This window comes from Marinicauda sp. Alg238-R41 (assembly GCF_947331485.1).
Taxonomy (GTDB): domain Bacteria; phylum Pseudomonadota; class Alphaproteobacteria; order Caulobacterales; family Maricaulaceae; genus Marinicauda; species Marinicauda pacifica.
Genome location: NZ_CAMZOJ010000003.1, coordinates 50146 through 74727 on the forward strand (window position 1 = coordinate 50146; position 24582 = coordinate 74727).

Here is a 24582-nt window from a genome sequence, read left to right on the forward strand (position 1 = left end):
TTCGGAATATGGATGCCCACGCTTGCCAAGTGAGTCGCCGCACATGAAGACGTCCCGCGCCGCCATCATTCTTGCCGCCGGTCAGGGAACGCGCATGAAGTCTGCGCTGGCCAAGCCCCTTCACAGTGTTGGCGGCCGCTCCATGCTGGACTGGACGCTGGCACTGGCCGACGCGGTCGCGGCCGACCGCAAGGTGACGGTCTGGGGCGCCCATTCGCCGGCAGTGAAAGACGCTGCGGAAGCGGCCGGCTCGGCGACAGCGCTCCAGGACCCGCCGCAAGGCACCGGCCATGCAGTCGCCTGCGCGAAGGACGCGCTGGACGGTTTCGAAGGGCACGCCGTTGTCCTTTACGGCGATACGCCGCTGATCCGGCCCGAGACGGTGGAGGCGGTCTTTTCCGCCCTCGCTGGAGAAGCGTCCATTGCCGTGCTCGGCTTTGAAGCCGACGACCCGGCCGGATATGGCCGCCTCATCGAGGATGGCGCGGACGGTCTGGACGCCATCGTGGAGGATCGCGAGGCGAGCGAGGCCGAGCGCGCGATCCGCCTGTGCAATTCCGGAGTTCTGGGCGCGCCGGTACCGCTCCTGTTCGACCTCCTGTCCGAGGTCACCAACGAGAATGCCAAGGGCGAATACTATCTCACCGACATCGTCGCGATTGCACGGTCGCGCGGGCTGAAGTGCAAGGCCGTGCGCGGCGCACAGGCCGAGATGCTCGGCGTCAACTCGCGCAGCGATCTGGCCGAGGCCGAGGCGGCGTTTCAGGCGCGCCGGCGCCGGGAGATGATGGAGAGCGGGGTTACACTGATCGCGCCGGACACCGTGTTCTTCAGCCACGATACGGGCATCGCCGCGGATGTGGTCGTTGAGCCCAATGTCGTGTTCGGTCCCGGCGTGAGTGTCGCGTCGAATGTTCGCATCAAGGCCTTCAGCCATCTTGAGGGCGCGTCACTGGGCGAGGGCGCCGAAGCCGGTCCGTTCGCACGGCTTCGTCCGGGTGCCGAACTCGGGGCGAATGCGAAAGTCGGCAACTTCGTCGAGGTGAAGAAGGCACGCCTCGGAGAGGGTGCAAAAGCCAGCCATCTCACCTATCTCGGAGATACGGATGTCGGTGCGCACGCCAATATCGGAGCCGGAACGATCACCTGCAATTATGACGGGTTTTTCAAGCACAGGACGGTGATCGGCGAGGGCGCCTTCATCGGCTCGAACACCTCGCTGGTCGCTCCGGTGACGATCGGCGCCGGTGCGATGACGGGGTCGGGCAGCGTTATCACCGAGGACGTCCCGGACAATGCCCTGGCGCTTTCTCGCGCCCGTCAAAGCGAGAAGCCGGGATGGGCGCAGCGATTCCGCGAGGCGATGCAGGCCCGCAAGGCGAAGGCGCAGGCCAGGTCGAAGAAGGATTAGAAGCGATACGATGAGCGATTTGAAACAACGTCTTTCCGACCCCGGTCTGTTCAGGACCGAGAGCTATGTCGATGGAAAATGGGTGTCGGGGGAGACCCGTTTTCAAGTTTCCAACCCGGCCAATCGCGAGATCATTGCCGAGGTCTGCGATGTCGGCGAGGCCGGAGCCCGCAAGGCGGTCGCTGCCGCCCATGACGCCTTTGCCAAATGGAAGAAGACATCTGTCTTCGAGCGCGCCCGGCTGGTGCAGCGCTGGCACGAGCTGATCATGGAGCATGTGGCCGACCTCGGCACGCTGATCACCGCCGAGATGGGCAAGCCCCTCAAGGAAGCGCGCGGCGAAGTCGCCTACGGGGCAAGTTTCGTGAAGGTCTCTGCCGAGGAGGCCACCCGCCTGCACGGTGAGACGATGGCGACCCAGTTTCCGGGCACGCGCGGATGGACGATCCGTCAGCCTGTCGGGGTTGTGGGCTGCATCACGCCCTGGAATTTTCCCTCTGCCATGATCACGCGCAAATGCGCGCCGGCCCTGGCTGCCGGCTGCACCATGGTGGTCAAGCCGGCGCCGGAAACGCCGCTCTCCGCTCTGGCGCTGGCCGAGCTGGCCGAGCGCGCGGGCATTCCCAAGGGCGTCTTCAATGTCATCTGCGGCGATGCGACAAAAATCGGCCCGGTTCTGACCGGCTCGCCGGAAGTCGCCATGATCGGCTTCACCGGATCGACCGAGATCGGCAAGCTGTTGATGCGCCAGGCCGCCGACGGCGTGAAACGCGTCTCGCTGGAACTTGGCGGAAACGCTCCCTTCATCGTGATGGACGATGCCGATATCGAGAAAGCCGCCGATGGCGTGCTGGCCTCCAAATTCCGTGCCGGCGGTCAGACCTGTGTCTCGGCCAACCGCATCATCGTGCAGGAACGGATCGCCGACCGGCTGGCCGAAGCGCTCAAGGCGCGCATCGAAAAGGTGAAGGTCGGGTCGGGATTTGACGATGGGGTCGATGTCGGACCGCTGATCCACGACGAGGCTGTGACGCGCGTGGGCCGGCTGGTCGAGAATGCGCGCGAGCAGGGCGCCTCCATTCTGGCTGGCGGACGCTCGCTCGCCGACGAGCTGGGTGGCAGCTTCTATGCGCCCACGCTTATCTCTGGCGGTCATGCCGGTCTCGATATCGCGCGCAACGAGATCTTCGGGCCGGTGGCATCGCTGTACCGGGCCCGGGACGAGGCCGAGATCCTGCGTCTGGCGAACGATACGCCCTTTGGGCTCGCCGCCTATGTCTACACGCGCGATATCGGACGGGTCCACAGGATCACCGAAGGCCTCGACTACGGCATGGTGGGCGTGAACGCGCCCATGGTCGGCTCGTCCACCACGCCGTTCGGCGGTGTGAAGGAATCCGGTATCGGCCGGGAAGGCGGCAAGTGGGGCGTGGAAGAATTCACCGAGCTTAAATTCGTGATGCTGGGAGATGTCGAATGAACGTCCAGAAGGTCAACGCGGCGCGCGCTGCGCTTGATTACGTCGAGGACGGCATGACGCTCGGCCTGGGGTCGGGTTCGACGGCGGAGGAGTTCGTTCGCCTGCTCGGCACGCAAATGGCGCAGGAGCCGATCCAGGTGCGCGGCATCGCGACCTCCCGGGGCACCGAACAGGTCGCGCGCGACGCCGGCGTGCCGCTGATCTCGATCGAGCAGGCCCACAAGATCGACCTGACCGTCGATGGCGCAGACGAGGTCGACGGCCGGTTCCGGCTGGTCAAGGGCGGCGGCGCCTGCCTTCTGCGCGAGAAGATCGTGGCCAGCGCGTCCGACCTCATGGTCGTCATCATCGACGAGACCAAGCTGGTCGAGACGCTAGGCGCCTTCCCGCTGCCCGTGGAGGTCGATCCGTTCGGCTTTACCATTACCGCCAAGAAGGTCTTCGATGCGCTTCGCCGCGCCGGCGTTCCTCGGCCGGATGTGTCCTTGCGGCGCCTCGGCGACGGGCTTGAGCCCCTGGTCACCGATGGCGGCCACTACATTCTCGATTGCAGCTGCGGCGAAATCCCCGATCCGGAACGGGCCGCTGCCGCCCTGATCGAAATTCCCGGGGTAATCGATCACGGCCTCTTTCTTGATATTGCCCGTGTCGTGATCGTGGGAGAAGACGACGGTGCGCGGGCGATGGAGCTGTAGCGGGCGAGGTGTCCTAGACGCCCGATATGAGCGGTCTATGAGATTAGCCTTCAAATCTTTTTGAATCATCTCGTCGACGACGCCGTCTTGAGCTTTCAATGCTCCTAAAATTTTGTTTCTGGATTTCCAGCGGCGCTTTTCTCAGTAGCCAAACTTGAAAAGTTTGGATGCACTCGTCTGCAACGTCGCGAGCGTAGGCGCTTCGGCAAAGTACGATCGCTACAAGCAACACGGGGCAAAGAAGGATCGCCCAAAAGACCTCCGCCCCAACTGATAACAAGTTCACTAAACTTCGCATGTCGACCACTCCCCGGCGTTGATGTCGAGGGCCCATTGTTCACAGGCTCAGTTCCGCGCAACGCACCACTAGCTGAGAGTGCTATTATCCGCTCTGCATGGCAGGCCATGCGCAGAAAATCCGCTAGCGGTAAGTGCCTTTACGCCTAGCTGGCCACCGATGCTTGCGTCTTCATCGTGCCCGCCCCACCTTGCCCTCCATCTGATGACTGCCGCGCGGGAGCCTGCTTATGGCCGACTACGACTATGACCTTTTCACCCTCGGCGCCGGTTCGGGCGGGGTGCGCGCCTCGCGCCTGTCCGCACTGAAAGGGGCAAAGACCGCGATCGCGGAGGAATACCGCCCCGGCGGCACTTGCGTGATCCGTGGCTGCGTGCCGAAGAAGTTCATGGTCTATGCGTCCGAATTCGCCAAGAATTTCGAGAAGGCCAAGGGTTATGGCTGGAGCTTCGGTTCGCCCCAGTTCGACTGGGTCTCGTTTCGCGATGCCATGCATGCCGAGGTCGACCGCCTGTCCGGCATCTACGAGAAGAATCTGCAGAATTCCGGGGTCGAGCTGATCAATGACCGGGCTGTCCTCGAAGACGCGCATACGATCCGGCTGGTCAACGAGAACCGCACCGTCACCGCAAAACACATCCTGATCGCGGTCGGCGGTACACCCACCCTGCAGGAAGATCTGGAGGGTATCGACCTCACGCTGACCTCGAACGATCTGTTCAATCTGGAGACACTGCCCCAGCACATCGTGATTGCGGGCGGAGGCTATATTGCCTGCGAATTTGCCCAGATTTTCGCCGGTCTGGGTGTCGATGTCTGCCTGGTCTACCGGCGTGAGACGGTGCTGCGCGGGTTTGACGACGACGTGCGCACCTTCGTTCACGAAGGCCTGAAGAAGGCGGGCGTGAGAGTCATCACCCATGCCAACTTCGAGAAGATCGAGAAGGGCGAAAAAGACGGCTGGCGCAAGGTCCATCTGGATACCGGCGACGTGCTGGACTCCGATGCCGTGGTGCTGGCCATTGGTCGTACGCCCGCGACCCGGGGGCTGGGCCTGGAGAAGGCCGGAGTCGATCTGGACGAGCAGGGGGCGGTGGTCGTCGACGAGTATTCGCAGAGCAGCGTCGACCACATCTATGCCATCGGTGACGTGACCAACCGGGTCAATCTGACCCCGGTCGCAATCCGCGAAGGCATCGCGTTCTGCGAGACGGTCTTCGGCGGGAACAAGACGGCCTACGATCGCTCATGCATTCCGACGGCGGTCTTTACCCAGCCGCCTGTGGGCACGGTGGGCCTGACCGAGCAGGAAGCGCGTCAGGATTGCCAGAAGGTCGATGTCTACAAGTCGACCTTCCGGCCGATGAAGGGAATGCTGACCGAAAACCCCGACCGCATGATGATGAAGCTTATCGTGGATGCCGGTAACGACAAGGTTGTTGGCGTTCACATGGTGGGCGACGACGCACCGGAGATCATCCAGGCGGTCGGTATTGCGGTGAAGAGCGGACTGACCAAGGCGCAGTTCGACGCGACCTGCGCCGTCCACCCGACGGTGGCCGAGGAGCTCGTCACAATGCGCGAGAAATGGGTCCCGCCCGAAATCGGCGCCGGTTAGCCGCCTTGCCAGCTCTCATCCAGGGAACGCAATCCAGCGCTTCGCAGGGTCGATTTCGCTAAGGCCCGCAGGTGTAATCGTGTATAGAGGCAGTCACCAGATTTCAGGGAGGAAGACTGATGACCCGTTTCATGATGGCTGCCGCATCCTCGATTGCGCTGCTGGCCGCGTGCTCGCCGCAGGGCGCTGACGAGAGCGAGACCGATGCGCCGATGAATGGCGAGGCGATGCCCGCCGACGAGGCTGACTCGATGAGCGCGCCCGGCCAGGGCGAAGAGATGAGCCAGGAAGACAGCGACGCAATTGCTTCGCTTCTCGCTGGCGCCCAGCTCGTCGATATCCTTGCCCACGAACGCCGCGAGGGTGATCGCGCGCGCGACGAATACCGCAATCCGATGGAAACCATGGCCTTCTTCGGGCTGGAACCGGGCATGACCATTGCCGAAGCCCTGCCGGGTGGCGGCTGGTACACGCGCATCCTTCTGCCCTACGTGTCCGCGGACGGCCGTTATGTCGCGCTGAATTATCAGGAAGACGTATGGGCCCAGATGTATGGCGAGAACTGGAACGAGGAGTCCCAGGCCGAGATCCGCAACTGGCCGGAGACGGCTCCGGCCGCGCTTGCGGAGAATGGCCCCGTCTCTGCAGACGCCATCTCTGCCTACATGCTGGACGCCATTCCCGAGTCCGAAGACGGGCAAGGCGATGCGGTCCTGTTCATCCGCGCGCTGCACCATCTGAACCGCTTCGGCTCCGAGCACATGGATGTGGCGCTGGGCGAGGTCCACGACTTCCTCAAGCCCGGCGGCATTGTCGGCGTGGTCCAGCACCGCGCCCCGGCTGACGAGACCGATGCGCGCGCATCCGGCGACCGCGGCTACATGCGCGAAGCCGACGTGATCGCAGCGTTCGAGCGCAACGGATTTGCGCTGGAGGAAAGCTCCGAAATCAACGCCAACCCGGCCGACACCGCGGACTACGAGAACGGTGTCTGGATGCTGCCGCCCTCCAATGGCGGTGACAGCGAGGGCGAGGACGTTCCCCCGCTCCAGTCCGTCGGCGAGAGCGACCGCATGACGCTGCGCTTCGTCAAACCGGAATAGGCGCACCGCGCTGGCAGACAGGCAGAACCCCGGGTATCCGCGCCCGGGGTTTTGTCGTTATATGGCCAGCTTCATCAGGACATGGCTCAGGATCGGAAAGGGGGAGTCATGCTTGCCATACCCTTGGCGATTTCCACGGCGTTGGTGGTGATCACCGTCGCGATTCACATGGCGGGACTGGCCGCGCTCATCGGCGTCATGCGTGCGCGCGCCGATCACATCCAGCCGTTCCGGAATGCGTGGCGGCAAGTGGGAATGATCCTTCTGGTCATTCTCGCGCTCTTCCTGATCCACACGATCCAGATCTGGATCTGGGCAGCGGTCTATGTCTGGCTGGACGCGTTCGACACGTTCGAGGCCGCCCTCTACTATTCCACGTCCAGTTTCACCACTGTGGGGTATGGCGACCTGGTCCCCGATCAGCGCTGGCGCATCCTCGGCGCGATCGAAAGCGCGAACGGCTTCTTGCTGCTGGGCTGGTCGACCGCCTTCCTGATTTCTGTCGTGAGCCGGCTGCGGTCGATCGAATTTACGTGGCTGGAAGAGCGGTTCGAGCGCAAGGTGGAGGCCGACACCGGGCAAGCCGGCAAGCCTGACTAGGCGTGGGCCTCGCCCTTCCACGGTGCGCGGTGGCTTGCCCCGCCTTGCCAGTGCGGGCTAAACCCTTGCTCCATACACCGATCCGGCTTTCAAAAAGGGGCTCACCGGGCTCATGTTCAACAAGATTCTGATCGCCAATCGCGGCGAGATCGCCGTCCGCGTCATCAAGACCTGCAAGCGTCTGGGCATTCCCACCGTGGCGGTCTACTCCGAAGCGGATGCCGCCTCCCTGGCGGTCGAGATGGCCGACGAAGCCGTCTTTATCGGCCCCCCGGCTCCCGGCGAGTCCTACCTGAACATGGACCGGATCCTGGCCGCGTGCGAGGAGACCGGGGCTGACGCGGTCCATCCTGGCTTCGGCTTCCTGTCGGAAAACGCGAAGTTTCCCGAGGCGCTGGCCAAGAAGAACATCGCCTGGATCGGGCCGAACGTGTACGCAATCCAGTCGATGGGCGACAAGCTGGAGTCGAAAAAGCTCGCGGCCAAGGCCGGGGTCAGCACGGTTCCCGGCTTCAAGGGCGAGATCGAGGACGATCAGCAGGCGGTCGAGGTCGCGGACGACATCGGCTACCCGGTCATGATCAAGGCCTCGGCCGGCGGTGGCGGCAAGGGCATGCGCATCGCCCGCTCCGCGTCAGAGGTCAAGGACGGCTTCAAGGCCGCGCGCAACGAAGCCAAGTCCTCCTTCGGCGACGACCGCATCCTGATCGAAAAATTCGTCGAGAAGCCGCGCCATATCGAGATCCAGGTCCTCGGCGACAAGCATGGCAATGTGATCCATCTCAACGAGCGCGAATGCTCCATTCAGCGGCGCAATCAGAAAGTGATCGAGGAGGCGCCGTCGCCTTTCCTCGACAAGAAGACGCGCGACAAGATGGGCGAGCAGGCCGTGGCGCTCGCCAAGGCGGTCGATTACGACAGCGCCGGCACGGTCGAGTTCATCGTCGACCCGAACAAGAATTTCTACTTCCTGGAAATGAATACCCGCCTCCAGGTGGAGCACCCGGTTACCGAGCTGACTCACGATATCGACCTGGTCGAACAGATGATCCGCGTCGCCGCGGGCGAGGAGCTGGAGCTCACCCAGCGCGATGTCCGCATCAAGGGTCATGCCGTCGAGGCCCGGCTCTATGCCGAGGACCCGTATCGCGGTTTCCTGCCCTCCATCGGGCGTCTGGAACGCTATGTCGAGCCGGAGCAGGGCCCGATGGGGCCGGGCAAGCTTCGCATCGATTCCGGGGTACGCGAGGGCGACGAGATCTCGCTTTTCTACGACCCCATGATCGCCAAGGTCATCGGCTATGGCGACACGCGCGAAAAGGCCATCGATGCCTTGGCCGACAGCCTGGACCGGCTTCACGTCGAAGGCTTGCAGGCCAATGCGCCCTTCCTCTCTGCGGTCCTGGACGAGACCGATTTCCGCAAGGGCAACATCCACACCGGCTATATCGACGAGCATTTCCCCGACGGGTTCGCGGGTACGGTCGCACGCGAGGATCAGCTTCGCTTCATGACTGCGGCGGCAGCTTTCGTGCACACGACATTCGTCCAGCGCGCCACCCAGATTGCCGGGCGCCTGACTCCCGCGCCGAATGCGGGCGAACTTCACGACTGGGTCGTGATCATGGACGGGCACAGATTCGCGGTGGAGATGCGTCTGCCACAGGGCGCGATCGGTGAGGAGGTCCCCGCCGAGCTGTGGTGTCCGGCTCTTTCCACCGGGCGCATGGCACTCGCCACAAGCTGGCGGCCGGGCGATCACCTCTTCGAGGGCGAGTTGGATGGCGAGAAATTCGCGCTGACCTTTTCCGACCGGACCGAGGGCTACCGCCTGCGTCATCGCGGTTTTGCCGCCACGGTGCTGGTCTGTACCCCGCGTACCGCCGAGCTGCACGCCCGCCTGCCGGAAAAGGAAGCCGCCGACACAGCCAAGCTGATCACCAGCCCGATGCCGGGCTTGGTCATGTCTGTCAATGTCGAGGTCGGCCAGGAGGTCAAGGCCGGTGAAGCCCTGGTCGTGGTCGAGGCCATGAAGATGGAAAACGTCTTGCGTGCCGAACGCGACGGCACGGTCAAGTCCATCGAGGCCGGCGCGGGCGACAGCGTCGCGGCCGACGAGCTGCTGATCGAATTCGAATAGACCTGGCTGAAGGTGAACGCTTCATCGCCCCTCTTTCTTGACAGGGCTGGCGACGCACTCAACGCTCCGGCCTTGTAGTTCTGGGAGGACGTAGAATGGATTTCACGAATCTGCTTTTCAGCCCGAACGGGCGAATTGGTCAGAAAGAGTATTGGGTCGGAATCATGATCCTCATCCTCGGCAACATTCTTGCCGGGATGATCCCCATTTTGGGGACGCTTCTGTGGCTGGGCCTGATCTATGTGGGCGTCTGCGTCTACGGGAAGCGGTTGCACGACATCGGCAAGACCGCCTGGATCCATGCTCTTGTCTGGGGCGTTTCGATCGCTCTCACGGTTCTCGCCTTCGCCTTTGCAGGCGGTAGCCTGCTGGCCGCCGGCCTGAACAATAATGAGGTCGATGCCGCAACGATCCTGGCCGCCAGCGGCAGCTTGCTGCTCTTCACCGGTCTGGGAAGCCTGATCTGGCTCGGATACACGATCTGGCTTGGCGTGATTGCGGGCGAGGCGGGTTCGAACCGGTTTGGACAGCCTCCTGTTCGCACGATTTCATCTGAACCGGTCGATTCCACGCCGCCCGGCGGTAACGAACCGCCCGCGGCCTAGACGTATCCAGCGTATAGAAACGTTGATGACAAACGCGCGGCGGGTCATACCCGTCGCGCGTTTCGTTTGTTGCTGACCCGGTGATCCGAGATGAACCTGAAGACTGCCTTCTTGCCGGTCTACCGCGCCGATGCGGACGATTACTGGCTTGGACTGGGCGTTATCGCCCTGATCGATGCGTTGCGTATAACCCTCGCCGGTCCGGGTGCGGGGCTACTCACCTTTTTGATCATCGTGTTCTTTTTCATCGCCCTCCATATCAACCGGCTTCGCGATGCGGGCCGGCCAGGCGCTCTTGCCATGATCGCGGCCGCTGTCGCGCTCGCAGCCAAGGGAATCGTTGCCCTGATCGCGATGGCGGTGTCGCTCACACCGCTGTTATTCGAGTATTTCCAAAGCCAGGGGATCAATACCGAGGACCCGCAGGCGCTTCAGGAAGCCTCCCAGGACCCGGCGCTGATGCAGGGCTTTCAGACCTATCTGGAGAATCAGGGGCCCGAATTCGCGCTTCAGCTGGCCGGGGCAGGCGCGTGGCCTTCGCTGTTCGGCTTCTGGATTGCAGCCTTGCTGATGGGGTTGTGGTACGCGCGCATGGGGCCGCGGGCCTGACCTCTGCGTCAGCGCGGGCAGGCTTGTACTCGCTGAGAAGCTGGTAGCCGCCAGTGTTCAAGGCCGGTCGGCAACCGGCGGCTCTTCAGGTTTCGTCTTGCCGAACACGCCTTCAAAAGCCTGTTTCAGCGCCAGGTCCGCGTCTTCCATCGTGATGGGCAATCCCAGATCGACCAGGCTCGTCACGCCGTAGCGCGGATCGGAGATGCCGCACGGCGTGATGCCGCCAAAGTGGGACAAATCGGGCTCCACGTTCAGCGCGATCCCGTGAAAGCTCACCCAGCGCCGCAGACGTATCCCGATGGCGGCGATCTTGTCCTCGCGTTCCGGGCCGCCCGGCTGGGTCCGGTCGACCCAGACCCCCACCCGGTTGCAGCGCCGCTCGCCGGTCACGTTGAAGCGCTCCAGCGTGTCGATGATCCATTGTTCCAGGTTGCGAACGAACTGGCGCGCATCCCGCCCGCGCTTGGTCAGGTCCAGCATGACGTAGGCCACGCGCTGCCCCGGCCCGTGATAGGTATATTCTCCGCCCCGTCCGGTCTTGTGCACAGGGAAGCGATCCGATTGCCGGAGGTCTTCCGGCTTCGCGCTCGTTCCCGCCGTGTAGAGCGGCGCATGCTCGAGCAGCCAGATCAGTTCTCCCGCCTCGCCCGCGGCAATGGCGGCAGCGCGCGCCTCCATGGCCTCGACGGCTGCCTGATAGTCAACCGGCGTTTTCGAGACTGCCCAGCCCACGCCATCCATCTGCATATTGTCGTCATCCTTAACGGGTCTGAAACCGGCACCGAACATCGTGGTCCTCAAGGTGCCTGACAAGGCATCGGAGTGCAGCGCGACATTTGGGATGAATTCATGAGCCAGCTCGGCCAGGTCAAGGTGGAGATATCGGTCATTCTCGGGCGCTCGCGCCTGCCGATCCATCAGTTTCTCCGCATGGGACGCGGCGCGGTGATTCCGCTCGATGCCGCGGAGCATGACGAGGTGTGGATTCTGGCGAATAATCACCCCATTGCGCGGGGCGAAATCATGATCCAGGGCGACCGGGTCGCAGTGCAGATCACCGACGCGGCGAATGTGCCCGACTTTTTCGCAGACTGACTGTTCAAGCTCTATCGCCCCTTGCACAAGGGGACTTCACAAATCTGACCGGGCTTGCTACACGCCCGGCTCCCAAGTTCGCGGCCGTGGCGGAATTGGTAGACGCGCAGCGTTGAGGTCGCTGTGGGGTAAAACCCGTGGAAGTTCGAGTCTTCTCGGCCGCACCATTTGGGAACGTCCCGACAACCGGGCATTCCTCACAATCAGGATTGAGGCCGGGCATCTGATGCTCTGGCGACGCAGGAAGCGCAAATCCTGGCGGGGATTGGGTTGAGTTTCGCTCTGTCCGCTCCGCATAGGGAGCACCATGAAGCGATACGTCATTGCACTCGCCGTCATAGCCGCCATTGGCGCATGGCTTGTGCTGCACGATTCCAGCACCCGCATCTATGAGTTCAGCGGCGTAGAGGGCCCCACTGCGCCGACGCTGATTAGCGGCGCGGAGCCTGCTCGGGTGCGCGACTATGAGCGGGGCGGGACCAACCGGCTGGCCGTGCTGGTCACCGATCCTGCGTCCAACTGGCTGGGTCTGGTCCGTGGCTTCAAAGCGCATGGAATCCCGTTCACGATGACGCGGGATCCGGCCCGCGCGATGGGCCACGAGGTGGTGCTCGCCTATCCTTCGATCTCCGGCCGTCTGCTGCCGGCCGAGGCGCTTGGCGGCCTGGCTGATCATGTTCGACGCGGGGGCACCGTGCTGACTTTCGATCTGGCCGGGGGCGGTCTGGAAGCGCTTTTCGGTGTGGCATCGCGGCATCCAGGTCGCGGCCGGTCCGAAATCCGCTGGCTCGACGCTTCGCTGGCGCCTGGCGATCGGTTGACCCGCTTCAACAGTCCGCGCGCCGAAGCCCAAGTGGGCAGCTATGGGATCGTCCCGACCACGGCTGTGCGCATGGCCAACTTCGACGACGGCACCGCGGCGGCGGTGTGTCGCCGTGCCGGCGGCCGTGCCTGCATTCTCGGTCTGGATCTCGGCTCTTTGACAAATCGCGCGATGAATGGCCGGTCAGAGCAGGTGTCTGCCCAGGCGGTGAACTCCTACGACCCGAGCCTCGACCTCATGTATCGCTGGATTCGGGACCTTTATGTGGAGGGCGAAGATACGCCCTATTTGATCGGCACCGCGCCAGCCGGCTGGCAGGGCAGTCTCATCCTCACCCACGATATCGATTTCACGCGTTCCGTGGCGAATGCACCGCATTTCGCTCAGGCTGTGCGGAGCCGAAATCGGTCCGCGACCTTCTTCATCCAAACCCGGGTTATTCGCGACTGGAACGACGACGTCTTCTTTAATGAGGAAAACCTGGAGCCGATGCGCGAGACCGCGCAAGGCATGGAGATTGGAAGTCATAGCGTTTCACACTCGCGCTCATTTGCCTCCTTTCCGCTCGGAAGCGGGTCCGAGAGCTATCCGGACTATCGCCCGTTCGTGGAGAGCTTTACCGAAACGCGGGACGGGACTGTTCTTGGCGAATTGCGGGTATCGCGGTTTCTGCTCGAGGAGGTGCTTGGAGTCGAGGTCGCGTCCTTCCGCTCAGGGTATCTGGCCAATCATCCAGCTCTTCCTGAAGCCTTGGCGGCAACCGGTTATCGCTACTCTTCGACCCTTGCTGCGAACACAGTCCTGACCCACCTGCCATACCAACTGGCCCATGCCCGCTCCGGCAATGCGCTGGTTCCAGTCTGGGAGTTCCCCGTTACGATCGAGGATGAAAAGCCCCCGCGCCTTGGCGACCGGTTCGATGCGGCGGTTGACGTCATCGATGATGTGACTGGCCATGGCGGCGTGGCCACCGTGCTGATCCATCCCGATATCACGGGCCATAAGCTCGAGTTCGAAGAACGCCTGATGGACCATTATGCAGGCCGATTGTGGATGGGCTCGCTGCGCCAATTTGGCCGCTGGTGGAGCGCCCGCAGCCTTGCAGAAGTGGATTTTGACGGAGACGCCGTAGCGGTCACGGCGCCGGAGACCCTGACAGATCTGGTGATCCTGTTTCCCAAGACTGGCGGCTCACTCGTTCTGGACGGTGTTCGGGGCTCTCAACGGGTGCCGGTCGCGCGTCCGTGAACGCCGGGAACTGGCTGGCTCTTGCGCGCAGGCACAACCGTTCAGTGCGCTCGATTTCTAGCTGGATGGCGCCTATCTTCGCTCCTCGTACGCGCTCCGCCAGCCCGAGGTCTCCATGTCCGACTCTGCCGACCTGCTTGATGAGACCGTCCCGCATGACGAAGAGGAACAGGTCACGCACAAGCTGATCGGGGAAATCGTCGACGCCATCTCCGACTCCGATGCGGCGCTCGCCCACGGCCTGTTCGAAGACCTTCACCCCGCCGACGCCGCCGATGCGGTGGAACAGCTGAGCTACGACCAGCAGATCGCGCTGGCCGAGCTGGCGCCACGCGTGTTCGGCGGTGAAATGCTGGCCGAGCTCCAGGACGATACGCGCGCGGACATCATCAACGAACTCGATCCCGGTCATCTCGCAGAGGCGATCCAGGATCTTGATTCCGATGACATGACGCTGGTGGTCGAGGATCTCGACCCGGAAATGCGCGCGCGTGTCCTGGCCGAGGTATCCGACAGCGATCGCGAGCGGCTGGAAAGCTCGCTGGCGTTCGAGGAGGACACGGCCGGGCGCCTGATGCAGCGCGAGTTCGTGGCAGCGCCCACCTTCTGGAGCGTGGGCAACACGATCGACCACATGCGCCGCGCCGGCGAGGATCTGCCCGATCTCTTCTTTGAAGTCTTTGTCGTCGATGAAGCGTTCAAACCGGTCGGCTCCATCCCGGTCTCGCGCCTCATGCGCTGCGGTCGCGATGTCAGGCTGGCCGACATAATGGTGGCGCCCCAGGCCATCATCCGGCCTGATCGCGATCAGGAAGAGGTGGCCTATCTCTTCGAGAAATACCACATGATCTCGGCCCCGGTCGTGGATGATGATGGCCGGCTCTCAGGCATGCTGACCGTCGATGACATGGTCGATGTCATTCAGGAAGAGAACAAGGAAGACATGCTCGCGCTGGCCGGCGTGAACGAGGCTGGCTCATCGGACACCGTCTGGTCTTCCGTGCGCGCGCGTGCGCCCTGGCTGCTCGTCAACCTGGGAACGGCGGTGCTGGCGTCCGGGGTCATCGCCATGTTCGAGGGCGCCATCGCCCAGCTTGTGGCGCTCGCTGTCCTCATGCCCATCGTCGCCTCGATGGGCGGCAATGCCGGTACGCAATCGCTTGCCGTCGCGGTGCGGGCCATCGCCTCGCGCGATCTGACGGTCTCCAATGCGGCGCGTGTCATCTGGCGCGAGTTTGCCGCGGGCGCGGTGAACGGGCTGATCTTCGCCATCCTCATGGGGGCGATTGCAGGCGTGTGGTTCCAGAGCTTCACACTGGCCTGGGTCATTGCGCTGGCCATGATCATCAATCTGGCCTGCGCCGGACTGGCAGGCATCCTCGTGCCCCTGGGCCTGAAGCGCTTCGGTGCGGACCCTGCCGTCGCCTCATCGGTCTTCGTGACCACGGTGACCGATGTGGTGGGGTTTTTCGTCTTCCTGGGCCTGGGTGCCATGGTATTGCTTTAGTTCGTCTCGACAGTGGCTCGGCCGGGGGCGTGAACAAACGCTTGAGAGGGCTTTTAGATGAAGTTTCAACACACCTTGGCCCTTATGGGTCTCGCTGGCGCATTGAGTGCGGCGCCCGCGCTTGCACAGGACGCGGCCGGTTCGCAAAACTCCGATCAGGGCCTGACCACGACAGCGTGGCGTCAGGGACCTGATCTCGAAACGCCGCGCGCCGGTCTCAGTGCCGTGGAGTTTGAGGGCAATCTCTATGCCGCCGGCGGTGCCGGCCTCGTCAATCCGCGCGACGATTTCGAGGTCTATGAAACCGCTACCGGGCGCTGGCGTCCGCTTGCGCCTCTGCCCACCGGGCTGGAGCGTTTCGGCATGGCCGCGGGCGATGAACGGCTCTGGATTGCGGGCGGGTACAGCTCGGACTCGACCAGCAGTGCGACCTCCGGGGTCTGGTCCTACGATCCCGAGATGGATGTCTGGCAGGCCGAGGCCGATCTTCCCGGGCCCAAGGCGGCGTTCTCGCTCGTTGCATTCGATGGATCGCTTTACGCCATCGGCGGAGAGGAGGGCGCTCCGGGTGTGTTTGTCTACGACATCGAGGCCGGCTTGTGGTCGGCGATCGAAGCGCCTCCCGAGATCAACCGTCGCGGCGCGGTAGTAGTCGTAGTAGGAGACGAAATCTGGCTTCTCGGAGGCGCCACGGGCGGCGAGGCGACCGCTCGCGTCGACGTTTTCAACCCGCTGACCGGCGTCTGGCGCATCGGTCCGGCGCTGCCTGAGCCACGTGCCGGCCATGCCGCCGCGCTTCACGATGGGGTGATCTACGTTTTTGGGGGCCGTAGCCCGGACCTGCGCCGCACCCTGTCGGACATGCTCTACCTGCCGGTATCGCAACGCCGCTGGCAGAGCGGTCCGCAACTCATGGTGCCACGCACCGAAGCGGCCGCTGCCAGCAATGGCAACCAGATATTCCTGATCGGTGGCGGAGCTGGCTCCGGCTTCTTCGCGCCGTTCACCGCCGTGAGCTCGGTCGACATTTACACCCCGTCCGGGGAGTAACGGCTTCGGGTTTGCATCACACCCTCCGTGAAGGCGTTAAACGTTTCTAAACGGGACAGCGATGAAACCGCAGTTGAAATCGAGCCGCGCAGCGCGGGAGCTTATCAAGGCCCATGAACCCTTCCGGCCCGAAGCGGTCCGCAGGGGTCGCCGGTGGGTCGTGGGGTATGGTCACACGACGACAGCGCGCGAAGGCGTGGCGGTCTCGCGCGACGACGCCGAACTCCTGATGATCTACGACGTCCTGAACGCCGAGCAGGCGGTTGAGGCCGGTGTCGGTGAAAGTCTCGCCAGACCGGTACGTGACGCGCTCGTCTCCTTTGCCTGTTCGATCGGTCCGGGTGCTTTCAAGGTCTCTGACGTGGCGCGATTGGCCAAAGCGGGCCGGATGGAGGATGCAGCCCGGGCGATGGAAACCTGGGTGCGAGCCGAAGAAGACGGCCGCCTGGTCGTATCCGACCGTCTGGTCGCGCGCCGCGCTGCAGAAAAATCGCTATTCTTGAAAGGGCTTGAGTCTGCGGACGACGCGGACACGGAAGCCTCCTCACGCTCCGACGCGACCGGATCAGGAGAATCTGCATCCGGAGCGAGCCCGATTGCAGTGATCGAGCCTGAGGTTGCCGACATCGGCGCTTCCCTGGGCGATGATCTCGAAGAGACAGCCCAGCCGCGTCTCGGTCCGCTGGTCGATCTGGAAATCGAATTTGAAGATCCGCCGGAAGGCGAAGCAGACACCGGCGAAGCGCTTGGTCTGGACCAGGTTGAAGACAATGACACGCCGCTTGATCGCGCGCTTGGCCCGGAGCCGGATAGCGAACCTGACGCTTCGCTTGAGCCGGCCGAAGCGGCGCTGGAGCGTTCGGTGGGCCCGGCCGAAGACATCAAGGATGAGCCTGCCGTCGATTCGGCTGAAGAGGGGACCTCCCCTCATGAGGCGTCTGTCGAGCCGGCGGACCCGAGTATTGAAACGCCGACCGCCTCCTCCTCGCTGGAGAAGGCGGAACAGGATGCGACCGTGCAGCGCGTCATGACCCGTATGGCCCGGGAGATTGCCACGTCGGTCAGCGTTCCGACCAGCGATTCCGACTCCGCCGCGCCGGAGCTCAGTCCGGAAGTTCAATTGGGCTATGCCTTCCTGCAGCCCATTTATGGTCAGGCAAAATTCGCCCAATCTGGTGCATCCCCGGCGCCCGCTGCGGTCGCTCCGGTCAAGGCCGATTCTGCTCCGGTGAGCGCGGCGCCAGCGGACAAGCGATTTGTCTATGGCACGGTATCGGTAGGCCCGGTTCCTGTGCGCGGAGCACCCGTCACGGTCCAGCCTCCCGTTCACGATGACGGCCCCGCGCCGGCGCCTGGTTTCTCTGGCGAAGTGGGCGGCGTGACGCGCCCCGCTGAATTTGAAGAACTCGACTACACCGATGAGGAAGAGCTGCATCCTGAACTGGTTGCAGGGCGAGAGGCCCACGATGCGTTCCATCATGAGACGTCCCAGTCTCCGTCGCAGGCTGACGGGCGGTGGATCTACGCGTTGAACTTCACCATCGGTGCAGGACTAGGCGGCTTCGGAGCATGGGATCTCATCCGCCATTTCGATCTTTATCAACGCGAGGGCTTTCTGGTGACGGGACCGGTGTCGTTGGCGCTCGGGCTCGTACTCATGACAGCCTCGGGCTGGATGCTTGCAACACGGGCCAAGCCCTCTGATGATACGCCGGTGAGATCCTCCGTCGAATAATCGAAAATCGTCGCAGGGTGTCAAAACGGGATAGGGATAGGCTGCGCAACGTCCGGCCGCGCGCTTGACGGCGACGGGCGAAGTGGTATCTCCGCCAGCATGATCTCTAATCAATATCCCACTCTGGAGTTTGATCTCGGCGATACCGCCGACATGCTCCGTGACACCGTTCAGTCCTTTGCGTCCGACCATATCGCGCCGCGTGCGGCCGAGATCGACTCCAAGGACGAGTTTCCTGCCGATCTCTGGCCCAAATTGGGTGAACTCGGCTTGCTTGGTATCACGGTCGAGGAGGAGTTCGGAGGCTCCGGGCTCGGCTATGTCGAACATTGCATCGCGATGGAAGAGATTTCGCGGGCCAGCGCATCGGTCGGTTTGTCCTACGGCGCCCATTCCAACCTCTGTGTGAACCAGATCCGGATAAACGGATCTCAGGCGCAGAAGGAAAAATACCTGCCCAAGCTCATCTCCGGCGAACATATTGGCGCGCTCGCCATGTCGGAGACAGGCGCAGGGTCAGATGTGGTCTCCATGAAGTTGAAGGCTGAAAAAAAGGGTGATCGTTACATCCTGAACGGCTCGAAAATGTGGATCACTAACGGGCCGAGCGCAGACACGCTGGTCGTCTATGCCAAGACCGATCCCGCGAGTGGGTCCAAGGGCATCACCGCCTTCATGATTGAGAAGGGGATGACCGGATTCTCGATCGCGCAGAAGCTCGACAAGCTCGGGATGCGTGGCTCGGAAACCGGTGAACTGGTGTTTGAAGACTGCGAAGTGCCCGAAGAGAATATCCTCGGCGGCATCGGTGGCGGCGTTAAAGTTCTGATGAGCGGACTGGACTACGAGCGGGCAGTTCTGGCGGCCGGTCCGGTCGGCATCATGCAAGCCTGCATGGACGTGGTCATGCCCTATGTCCACGAACGCACACAATTCGGTCAGTCGATCGGTGAGTTTCAGCTCATCCAGGGCAAGCTGGCTGACATGTATACCCGCATGAATGCATCGCGCGCCTACGTGTATTCGGTCGCCCAGGCCTGCGACAGGGGAAAGACGACGCGCAAGGACGCTGCAGGCGCAATCCTGTTTGCGGCCGAGGCGGCGACCCAGTCTGCTCTGGACGCCATCCAGATTCTTGGTGGCAACGGTTATATCAACGAGTATCCGACGGGTCGCCTGCTGCGCGATGCAAAGCTCTATGAAATCGGCGCCGGAACCAGCGAGATTCGCCGCTGGCTTATCGGACGTGAACTCTTCGAACAAAGCCGGTAGGCGGAACTTACGCATTATCGCGTGACCAGACCCCCGGCCAGATTGGCCGGGGGTTTTTTTGATGCATTATGACGCGGCTGCAGCATGAGGGCTTACCGCACGCGACTTATCCACATACAGTAATCATCCAACGCAGAGTGACTGGCAAGGCAATGAATACGCAAACATGGACCCCTGATAGCTGGAAAACCAAGCAAGTGCGGCAGCTCCCCACTTATCCGGATGCCTCCCAGCTCGACGATGTACTCGACCAGTTGCGCCGGCGCCCCCCGCTTGTTTTTGCGGGTGAGGCGCGCCGCCTGAGGCGCCAGTTGGCCAATGCGGCCAATGGCGATGCTTTCGTCCTTCAAGGAGGCGATTGCGCGGAGAGTTTCAAGGAGTTTTCCTCCGACAATGTACGCGATACCTTTCGCGTGCTGCTTCAGATGGCCGTCGTGATGACGTTTGCTGCAGCCAAGCCTGTGGTGAAGGTCGGTCGGATAGCAGGACAGTTCGCCAAGCCGCGCTCGTCCGATGTCGAGATTCAGGATGGTGTCGAGTTGCCGAGCTATCGCGGGGACTCCATCAACGACATGGCGTTTGCGCCGGAAGCGCGGGTGCCGGACCCGCACCGTCTGATCAAAGCGTATGACCAGGCAGCCGGCACGTTGAACCTGCTGCGCGCACTTGCCTCGGGCGGTTATGCCGATCTGCACAATGTCCACCAGTGGACCTTGGAGCGCTTGGGCAACAGCGCAGCCGGCGAGCGCTATCAGGAATACGCCGACCGCATCGGCGAGGCGCTGGCGTTCATGCGCGCGTGCGGCGTGACGCAGGATTCAGCCCCGTCGCTGGAGGGCGTGGACTTCTTTACCAGTCACGAAGCCCTTCACCTTCCCTTCGAGGAAGCCCTGACGCGCGTGGATTCCTCTACCGGGCGCTACTACGCCACCTCTGCACACCTGCTCTGGATCGGCGATCGTACCCGCCAGCCGGACGGGGCCCATGTTGAATTCATGCGTGGGCTGGAAAACCCGATTGGCCTCAAATGCGGCCCTAGCCTGGATCCGGACGAACTCCTGCGCTTGATCGACATCCTCAACCCGCAAAACGAGGCTGGGCGGCTGATCCTCTATGCGCGCATGGGCGCAGACAAAGTCGGTCAGGGGCTGCCGCCGCTGGTGCGCAAGGTCAAGGCCGCCGGTAAGCGGGTCGTGTGGTCCTGCGACCCCATGCACGGCAATACGACCAAGACGCAGAACGGCTACAAGACCCGGATCTTCGATTCAGTGCTGAGCGAGCTTCGGCAATTCATCGAAGTCCTGCGGGCCGAAGGTCTGGAGCCTGGCGGGGTCCATTTCGAAATGACCGGCCAGGATGTGACCGAGTGCGTGGGCGGGGCAGGACACTTGTCCGAGGCTGACTTGTCCTCGCGGTATCACACTCATTGCGATCCGCGCCTGAACGCCGATCAGGCGTTGGAAATGGCGTTCCAGATTTCTGACGCGCTCAAACCCGCCCAGGGGTTTCGCCGCGCAGCGGAATAATGCTGGCAGACCCACAATTGAAAACGCCGCCCGGATCAACCGGGCGGCGTTTGTCATCGTGGCGATGTGGATCGCTTAGATGTCTTTCAACGAGGACGCCGGGCGGAAGGCCAGCGAGGTCTTCGCCTTGGACATCATCTTCTCGCCGGTACGCGGATTGCGGACTTCGCGAGCTTCACGGTGCTTCGGGTGGAAGGTGCCGAAGCCGGCGAGCTGAACGGTGTCGCCTTTCTTCACGGCGCCGGTGACAGAGTCGATCACCGCATCTACCGCTTCGCCAGCTTGCGTGCGGGTGATGCCGGACGCGTCGGCGACGGCTTTAGCGAGTTCAGATTTGTTCATTGAGGGGACCCCCCTTTGGTGTTCTGGCGGCATCGAAACAGGACATCCCGACTTGGCCGCTCTTCCGATAGGACAAGCGAATGAAGCGCGATTCTTGCCAGGCAATGCAAGCCAATACGGAAGAAAACAGCGGTTTTCCGCAGTCAGACCGGCGAAACTTACGCTTTATGGTTAATAATCAGGCGCGCTTCTGGCTCATCGTTTGCATTTTAGAAACCATGAGACAGGTTTCTGATCCATTCTTGAACGCTTTGTCGGTTTCCAGTCTGGCCGTGTGCGCAGCGATTCTCGCGTTCTGGGGGATCGACACCCTCACGGGAAGCTCCGATTTCGCTGCGCTGGCGGGCGCTGTCGCGGGAGGCGGCCTTCTCGGCAGACTCAAGCGGCGGGCTTCTTACCCGCAGGGGTAGAGGGAGTCCGGGCGGCCGGGAGTTTCTGCGTCTGCGACATTTGCCGGCAGTCGTTTCTGGAATCGCAAAGGCCGGGCACAAAGCCCGGCCTTCACGATGATCAACCGTCGGGTAGGCCCGATCTCGCTCAGAGCTTGACCAGCATCTTGCCGGTGTTGGTACCGCTAAACAGCCCCATGAACGCTTCGGGCATGTTCTCGATGCCCTCGTAGACCGTTTCCTTCGACTGGACCTTGCCTGCCATCATCCAGTCGGACAGGTCCTTGATGAAAGCGTCGTTCAGATCGACGTGATCCATCACGATGAAGCCCTGCATCCTGAGCGATTTGCCGACGATCTGGACCAGGTTGGCGGGCCCCGGCACCGGGCGATCGTCATTATAGCGGGCGATCATCCCGCACGCAGCGATGCGTCCATACTGGTTCAGCACATCGAGCGCCGCCTCTAGATGGTCCCCACCGACATTTTCGTAGTAGGCATCAATGCCTTTTGATCCGATCGACTTGGCCGCAGCGCGAAGCGCGCCGGCGAGATCGTCGGTGGCCTTGTAGTCCACGGCCGCGTCTGCGCCGAGTTCCTCGCAAAGGGCGCACTTGTCTTTTCCGCCGGCTGTCGCAATCACCTTGGCGCCCATGGCCTTGGCAAACTGGATCCCGGCCGTGCCGACCGCACCCGCGCCGGCGCTCATCCAGAGTGTCTCGCCGTCTTTGAGGTCGATAATGCGCTTCAGACCGACATAGGCGGTCAGGCCCGGCATGCCGGCGATGCCGAGATAGGTCTGCGCAGGCAGAAGGTCGGCATCGACCTTCATCAGTCCTTTGGCCGGCGCGGTCCAGGCCTCGCGCCAGCCATGCATCGAAAACACGTAATCGCCTTCGGCGTACTTGTCGGACTTAGATTTGACGATGCGCCCGACAGCGCCGCCTTCCATGGAACCACCCGGCTTGAACGGATCGACGTAAGTCTTCACCCCGATCATCCGGCCCCGCATATACGGGTCGACAGAGAGCCATTCGTTTTTGACCTGGACCTCGCCATCGTTCGGCTCGGGCACATCGACCTCGGCAAGTTCGAAATAGTCCGGCTTGACCGGACCGGTGAAGTTCTTGGTCAGGTGGATTTCGCGCGATTTCATGATCGGTCCCGTTAGCTGGATGAAGCTTCAATGCTGATCTCGATCAGCTGAAGAAGCGAAAGGTCGAACCGCGAAACGATATAGATTGCGAGCGCGAATTGAAGCCCCGCTATGACGGCTGCAACCAGAATGTTACCGATCACGACGCCTAGAAAGAGTGCAACGAGTTCGAAGGGGCCAAGCTTGAACACGCCGGCGCCAATCCTGACAAAGGCCGCCAGATAAATGACCATCGCCAGGCCGCCGACCACAGCGGCGAGAAGCTCGAGGCCAGTCAGGCTGAGCACCACCGCCACCAGCGTGATCACGCTCAGCGCATTCATCGCAACCAGGTAGGCGCACACATGGCCCCACCACGTGATCGACGGACGGTAGAGCTTGAGAATGACGATGAAGATGGCTGAGGACACGATAATGACGGGCCAGGCGGACATGCGCATCCAGGTATCAAACGCGGCCTCAAGTGCGGCCGGGTCGACCCCCTGGGCTCGCACATGGTCCATGGCTGCGTCCCGCCCGCCCGGGGCGAGCGCCAACTCGAGCGCAAAGTTCGTTCGAGCATCCAGAAATGTCATCAACGCCAGCACGGCGCCGGTCAGGATCACGAAGACCCGCAAGGGGGAGATGAAGCGGGAGCCGTTCTCGAAGGCATCGCGCAGCACCGTATTGGGTGTGACGACGGACGCGAACAGCGTACCAAAGAACCGGCGCAGCGATCCCTCCGCGCCAAATGCCGCAGCGATGTCTGAAACGCTGGGCCCATCCGGACCTTCGCGCTGTTTGTCCTGGGCCATCATCAGCCTCCCCGAACAAACGATAGCGCTTGATCCGGGCACACAACAGCGTCAACGGCAAGTCGCCACAAAAAACCTGAAGCGCGGCTTTGCAAGGCAGGCCCCAGTATGCTCTTTGCATGCTCATGAGCGAACAAGCAAAACCCTTGCGTGCCGGGGTCGTCGGTGCGGGTGTGTTCGGCGGTTATCACGCCAGCAAATACGTCGCTGATGAGCGGACAGAATTCATCGGTGTCTTCGATCCGGTTTCAGACCATAGCGCTCGTCTCACGCAGACCCATGGCGGCGAGGTTTTCTCCAGTCTGAGTGCGCTGATTGAGGCGGCTGATATCCTCACCGTGGCGAGCCCGGCCATGTTTCACCACGATGCCGTGAGCCGCGCTCTGAGCGCAGGGCGGCATGTCCTGGTCGAAAAGCCGGTGGCCGCCAGCGTGAGCGAGGGCAGGGACCTCGTTTCTTTGGCGAAGGAGCGCGAGCTGATCCTTCAAGTGGGTCATCAGGAGCGCTTCGTCTTCGATGCGATGGGGCTGTTTGGCGAGCTTCCCCGGCTCAAGCTGTTGCACGCGCGCCGGATGGGTACGCCGTCGCCGCGCAATCTCGACGTATCGGTCACGCTTGACCTGATGATCCACGACATTGATCTGGTGCTGGCGCTCGCCGGGCAGGGGCCGCGGCACATCGAGGCGGAACTCAAGGCCGATCGTGGCGGGTTGGGAGACCATATCTACGCCAGCCTAGAGTTCGAGGACGGGTTTACTGCAACCTTGGAGTCCAGCCGTGTGGCCGAAGTGCGCGACCGTGTGATGTTGCTCGGCTACGAGGGGGGGGATCAGGTCGAGGTCGACTTCCTCAACAAGCGTTTTGCCAATGAGGGGGCGCTGCGTCTTGATCCCGACTTTGCGGACGCACCGCAGGCCAGGGATTCCCTCGGCGCTAATGTCGGTGCCTTCGTCGGCGCGGTTCTGGATCCGAAGGCCCGGTCGGTTGCCGCGAGCGGCAGCGATGGCCTGCTGGCGCTCGAGACTGCGCTGCGGATTGACGAAGCCGCCGGCGGCGACAGCCGCCTGAGTTGATCTGTCAAAG

22 protein-coding genes and 1 tRNA gene are annotated in these 24582 nt (G+C 62.7%); 19 read left to right on the forward strand and 4 right to left on the reverse strand.

The features are described 5' to 3' along the window. The first annotated feature begins 43 nt into the window (after positions 1-43). From glmU to PGP17_RS12345, 9 genes are all read left to right on the forward strand, one after another. Positions 44-1411 (forward strand): bifunctional UDP-N-acetylglucosamine diphosphorylase/glucosamine-1-phosphate N-acetyltransferase GlmU, encoded by a 1368-nt coding sequence (glmU, locus tag PGP17_RS12305; RefSeq protein ID WP_270375656.1) that lies wholly within the window; start codon positions 44-46, stop codon positions 1409-1411. Positions 1412-1421: 10 nt separating this feature from the next. After that, entirely contained in the window at positions 1422-2891 is a 1470-nt protein-coding gene (locus tag PGP17_RS12310) for an NAD-dependent succinate-semialdehyde dehydrogenase (protein WP_270375658.1), read from the forward strand. Then, entirely contained in the window at positions 2888-3586 is a 699-nt protein-coding gene (gene rpiA / locus PGP17_RS12315) for a ribose-5-phosphate isomerase RpiA (RefSeq protein ID WP_270375659.1), read from the forward strand. Before PGP17_RS12310 ends, rpiA begins: the two co-directional genes overlap by 4 nt. A 527-nt stretch (positions 3587-4113) precedes the next feature. Then, positions 4114-5502 carry a glutathione-disulfide reductase gene (gene gor, locus PGP17_RS12320; RefSeq protein ID WP_270375660.1) on the forward strand — a complete coding sequence of 463 codons (1389 nt, stop codon included), beginning with the start codon at positions 4114-4116 and terminating at the stop codon, positions 5500-5502. Positions 5503-5621: 119 nt separating this feature from the next. After that, positions 5622-6605: a class I SAM-dependent methyltransferase gene (locus tag PGP17_RS12325; protein ID WP_270375661.1), complete on the forward strand. Its 984-nt coding sequence runs from the start codon at positions 5622-5624 to the stop codon at positions 6603-6605. A gap of 108 nt (positions 6606-6713) precedes the next feature. Next, positions 6714-7205, forward strand: coding sequence for a potassium channel family protein (locus PGP17_RS12330; protein WP_135943492.1), 492 nt, complete (start codon positions 6714-6716; stop codon positions 7203-7205). Positions 7206-7317: 112 nt separating this feature from the next. Further along, the gene (locus tag PGP17_RS12335; RefSeq protein ID WP_270375662.1) at positions 7318-9345 is read left to right on the forward strand and encodes an acetyl-CoA carboxylase biotin carboxylase subunit; all 2028 of its coding nucleotides are present in this window, start codon (positions 7318-7320) and stop codon (positions 9343-9345) included. Between the two features lie 95 nt (positions 9346-9440). Further along, entirely contained in the window at positions 9441-9950 is a 510-nt protein-coding gene (locus tag PGP17_RS12340; protein ID WP_270375663.1) for a DUF805 domain-containing protein, read from the forward strand. Between the two features lie 90 nt (positions 9951-10040). Further along, complete coding sequence (locus PGP17_RS12345; RefSeq protein ID WP_270375664.1) at positions 10041-10559, forward strand: hypothetical protein; 519 nt, start codon at positions 10041-10043, stop codon at positions 10557-10559. A 57-nt stretch (positions 10560-10616) separates the two neighbouring features. Here the strand turns inward: PGP17_RS12345 and lipB are convergent, their stop codons facing one another. After that, complete coding sequence (gene lipB, locus PGP17_RS12350; protein WP_135943497.1) at positions 10617-11309, reverse strand: lipoyl(octanoyl) transferase LipB; 693 nt, start codon at positions 11307-11309, stop codon at positions 10617-10619. Between the two features lie 102 nt (positions 11310-11411). On the opposite strand from lipB, the gene PGP17_RS12355 reads away from it, so the two are divergent. The 8 genes from PGP17_RS12355 (at position 11412) to PGP17_RS12390 (ending at position 20818) form a co-directional block, all read left to right on the forward strand. Then, positions 11412-11657 carry a FliM/FliN family flagellar motor switch protein gene (locus PGP17_RS12355; RefSeq protein ID WP_135943498.1) on the forward strand — a complete coding sequence of 82 codons (246 nt, stop codon included), beginning with the start codon at positions 11412-11414 and terminating at the stop codon, positions 11655-11657. Positions 11658-11737: 80 nt separating this feature from the next. Next, positions 11738-11824, forward strand: a tRNA-Leu gene (locus PGP17_RS12360). Positions 11825-11964: 140 nt separating this feature from the next. Continuing rightward, on the forward strand, positions 11965-13728 hold the full coding sequence (locus PGP17_RS12365) for a polysaccharide deacetylase family protein (RefSeq protein WP_270375666.1): 1764 nt from the start codon (positions 11965-11967) through the stop codon (positions 13726-13728). Between the two features lie 115 nt (positions 13729-13843). After that, positions 13844-15235 carry a magnesium transporter gene (gene mgtE / locus PGP17_RS12370; protein ID WP_135943500.1) on the forward strand — a complete coding sequence of 464 codons (1392 nt, stop codon included), beginning with the start codon at positions 13844-13846 and terminating at the stop codon, positions 15233-15235. A 57-nt stretch (positions 15236-15292) separates the two neighbouring features. Further along, positions 15293-16285 (forward strand): Kelch repeat-containing protein, encoded by a 993-nt coding sequence (locus tag PGP17_RS12375; protein WP_270375667.1) that lies wholly within the window; start codon positions 15293-15295, stop codon positions 16283-16285. 61 nt (positions 16286-16346) lie between these two features. Further along, positions 16347-18020, forward strand: a complete 1674-nt coding sequence (locus PGP17_RS12380) for a glycoside hydrolase family protein (protein WP_270375668.1) — start codon at positions 16347-16349, stop codon at positions 18018-18020. Between the two features lie 99 nt (positions 18021-18119). Next, positions 18120-19292 carry an isovaleryl-CoA dehydrogenase gene (locus PGP17_RS12385; protein WP_333485402.1) on the forward strand — a complete coding sequence of 391 codons (1173 nt, stop codon included), beginning with the start codon at positions 18120-18122 and terminating at the stop codon, positions 19290-19292. Positions 19293-19444: 152 nt separating this feature from the next. After that, the gene (locus PGP17_RS12390) at positions 19445-20818 is read left to right on the forward strand and encodes a class II 3-deoxy-7-phosphoheptulonate synthase (RefSeq protein ID WP_270375670.1); all 1374 of its coding nucleotides are present in this window, start codon (positions 19445-19447) and stop codon (positions 20816-20818) included. 75 nt (positions 20819-20893) lie between these two features. On the opposite strand, the gene PGP17_RS12395 is transcribed toward PGP17_RS12390, so the two are convergent. Next, on the reverse strand, positions 20894-21160 hold the full coding sequence (locus PGP17_RS12395; RefSeq protein WP_135943505.1) for an HU family DNA-binding protein: 267 nt from the start codon (positions 21158-21160) through the stop codon (positions 20894-20896). A gap of 80 nt (positions 21161-21240) precedes the next feature. Between PGP17_RS12395 and PGP17_RS12400 the strand changes: the two genes are divergently transcribed. Next, complete coding sequence (locus PGP17_RS12400; protein WP_135943506.1) at positions 21241-21570, forward strand: hypothetical protein; 330 nt, start codon at positions 21241-21243, stop codon at positions 21568-21570. Between the two features lie 127 nt (positions 21571-21697). Here the strand turns inward: PGP17_RS12400 and PGP17_RS12405 are convergent, their stop codons facing one another. Together PGP17_RS12405 and PGP17_RS12410 are read right to left on the reverse strand one after the other, a co-directional pair. Beyond that, positions 21698-22705, reverse strand: coding sequence for an NADP-dependent oxidoreductase (locus PGP17_RS12405; RefSeq protein ID WP_270375671.1), 1008 nt, complete (start codon positions 22703-22705; stop codon positions 21698-21700). A gap of 11 nt (positions 22706-22716) precedes the next feature. Next, positions 22717-23499, reverse strand: coding sequence for a hypothetical protein (locus PGP17_RS12410; protein ID WP_270375672.1), 783 nt, complete (start codon positions 23497-23499; stop codon positions 22717-22719). A gap of 125 nt (positions 23500-23624) precedes the next feature. Here PGP17_RS12410 and PGP17_RS12415 point away from each other — a divergent pair, with 125 nt between their 5' ends. Beyond that, positions 23625-24572, forward strand: coding sequence for a Gfo/Idh/MocA family protein (locus PGP17_RS12415; RefSeq protein ID WP_270375673.1), 948 nt, complete (start codon positions 23625-23627; stop codon positions 24570-24572). Positions 24573-24582 lie beyond the last annotated feature (10 nt).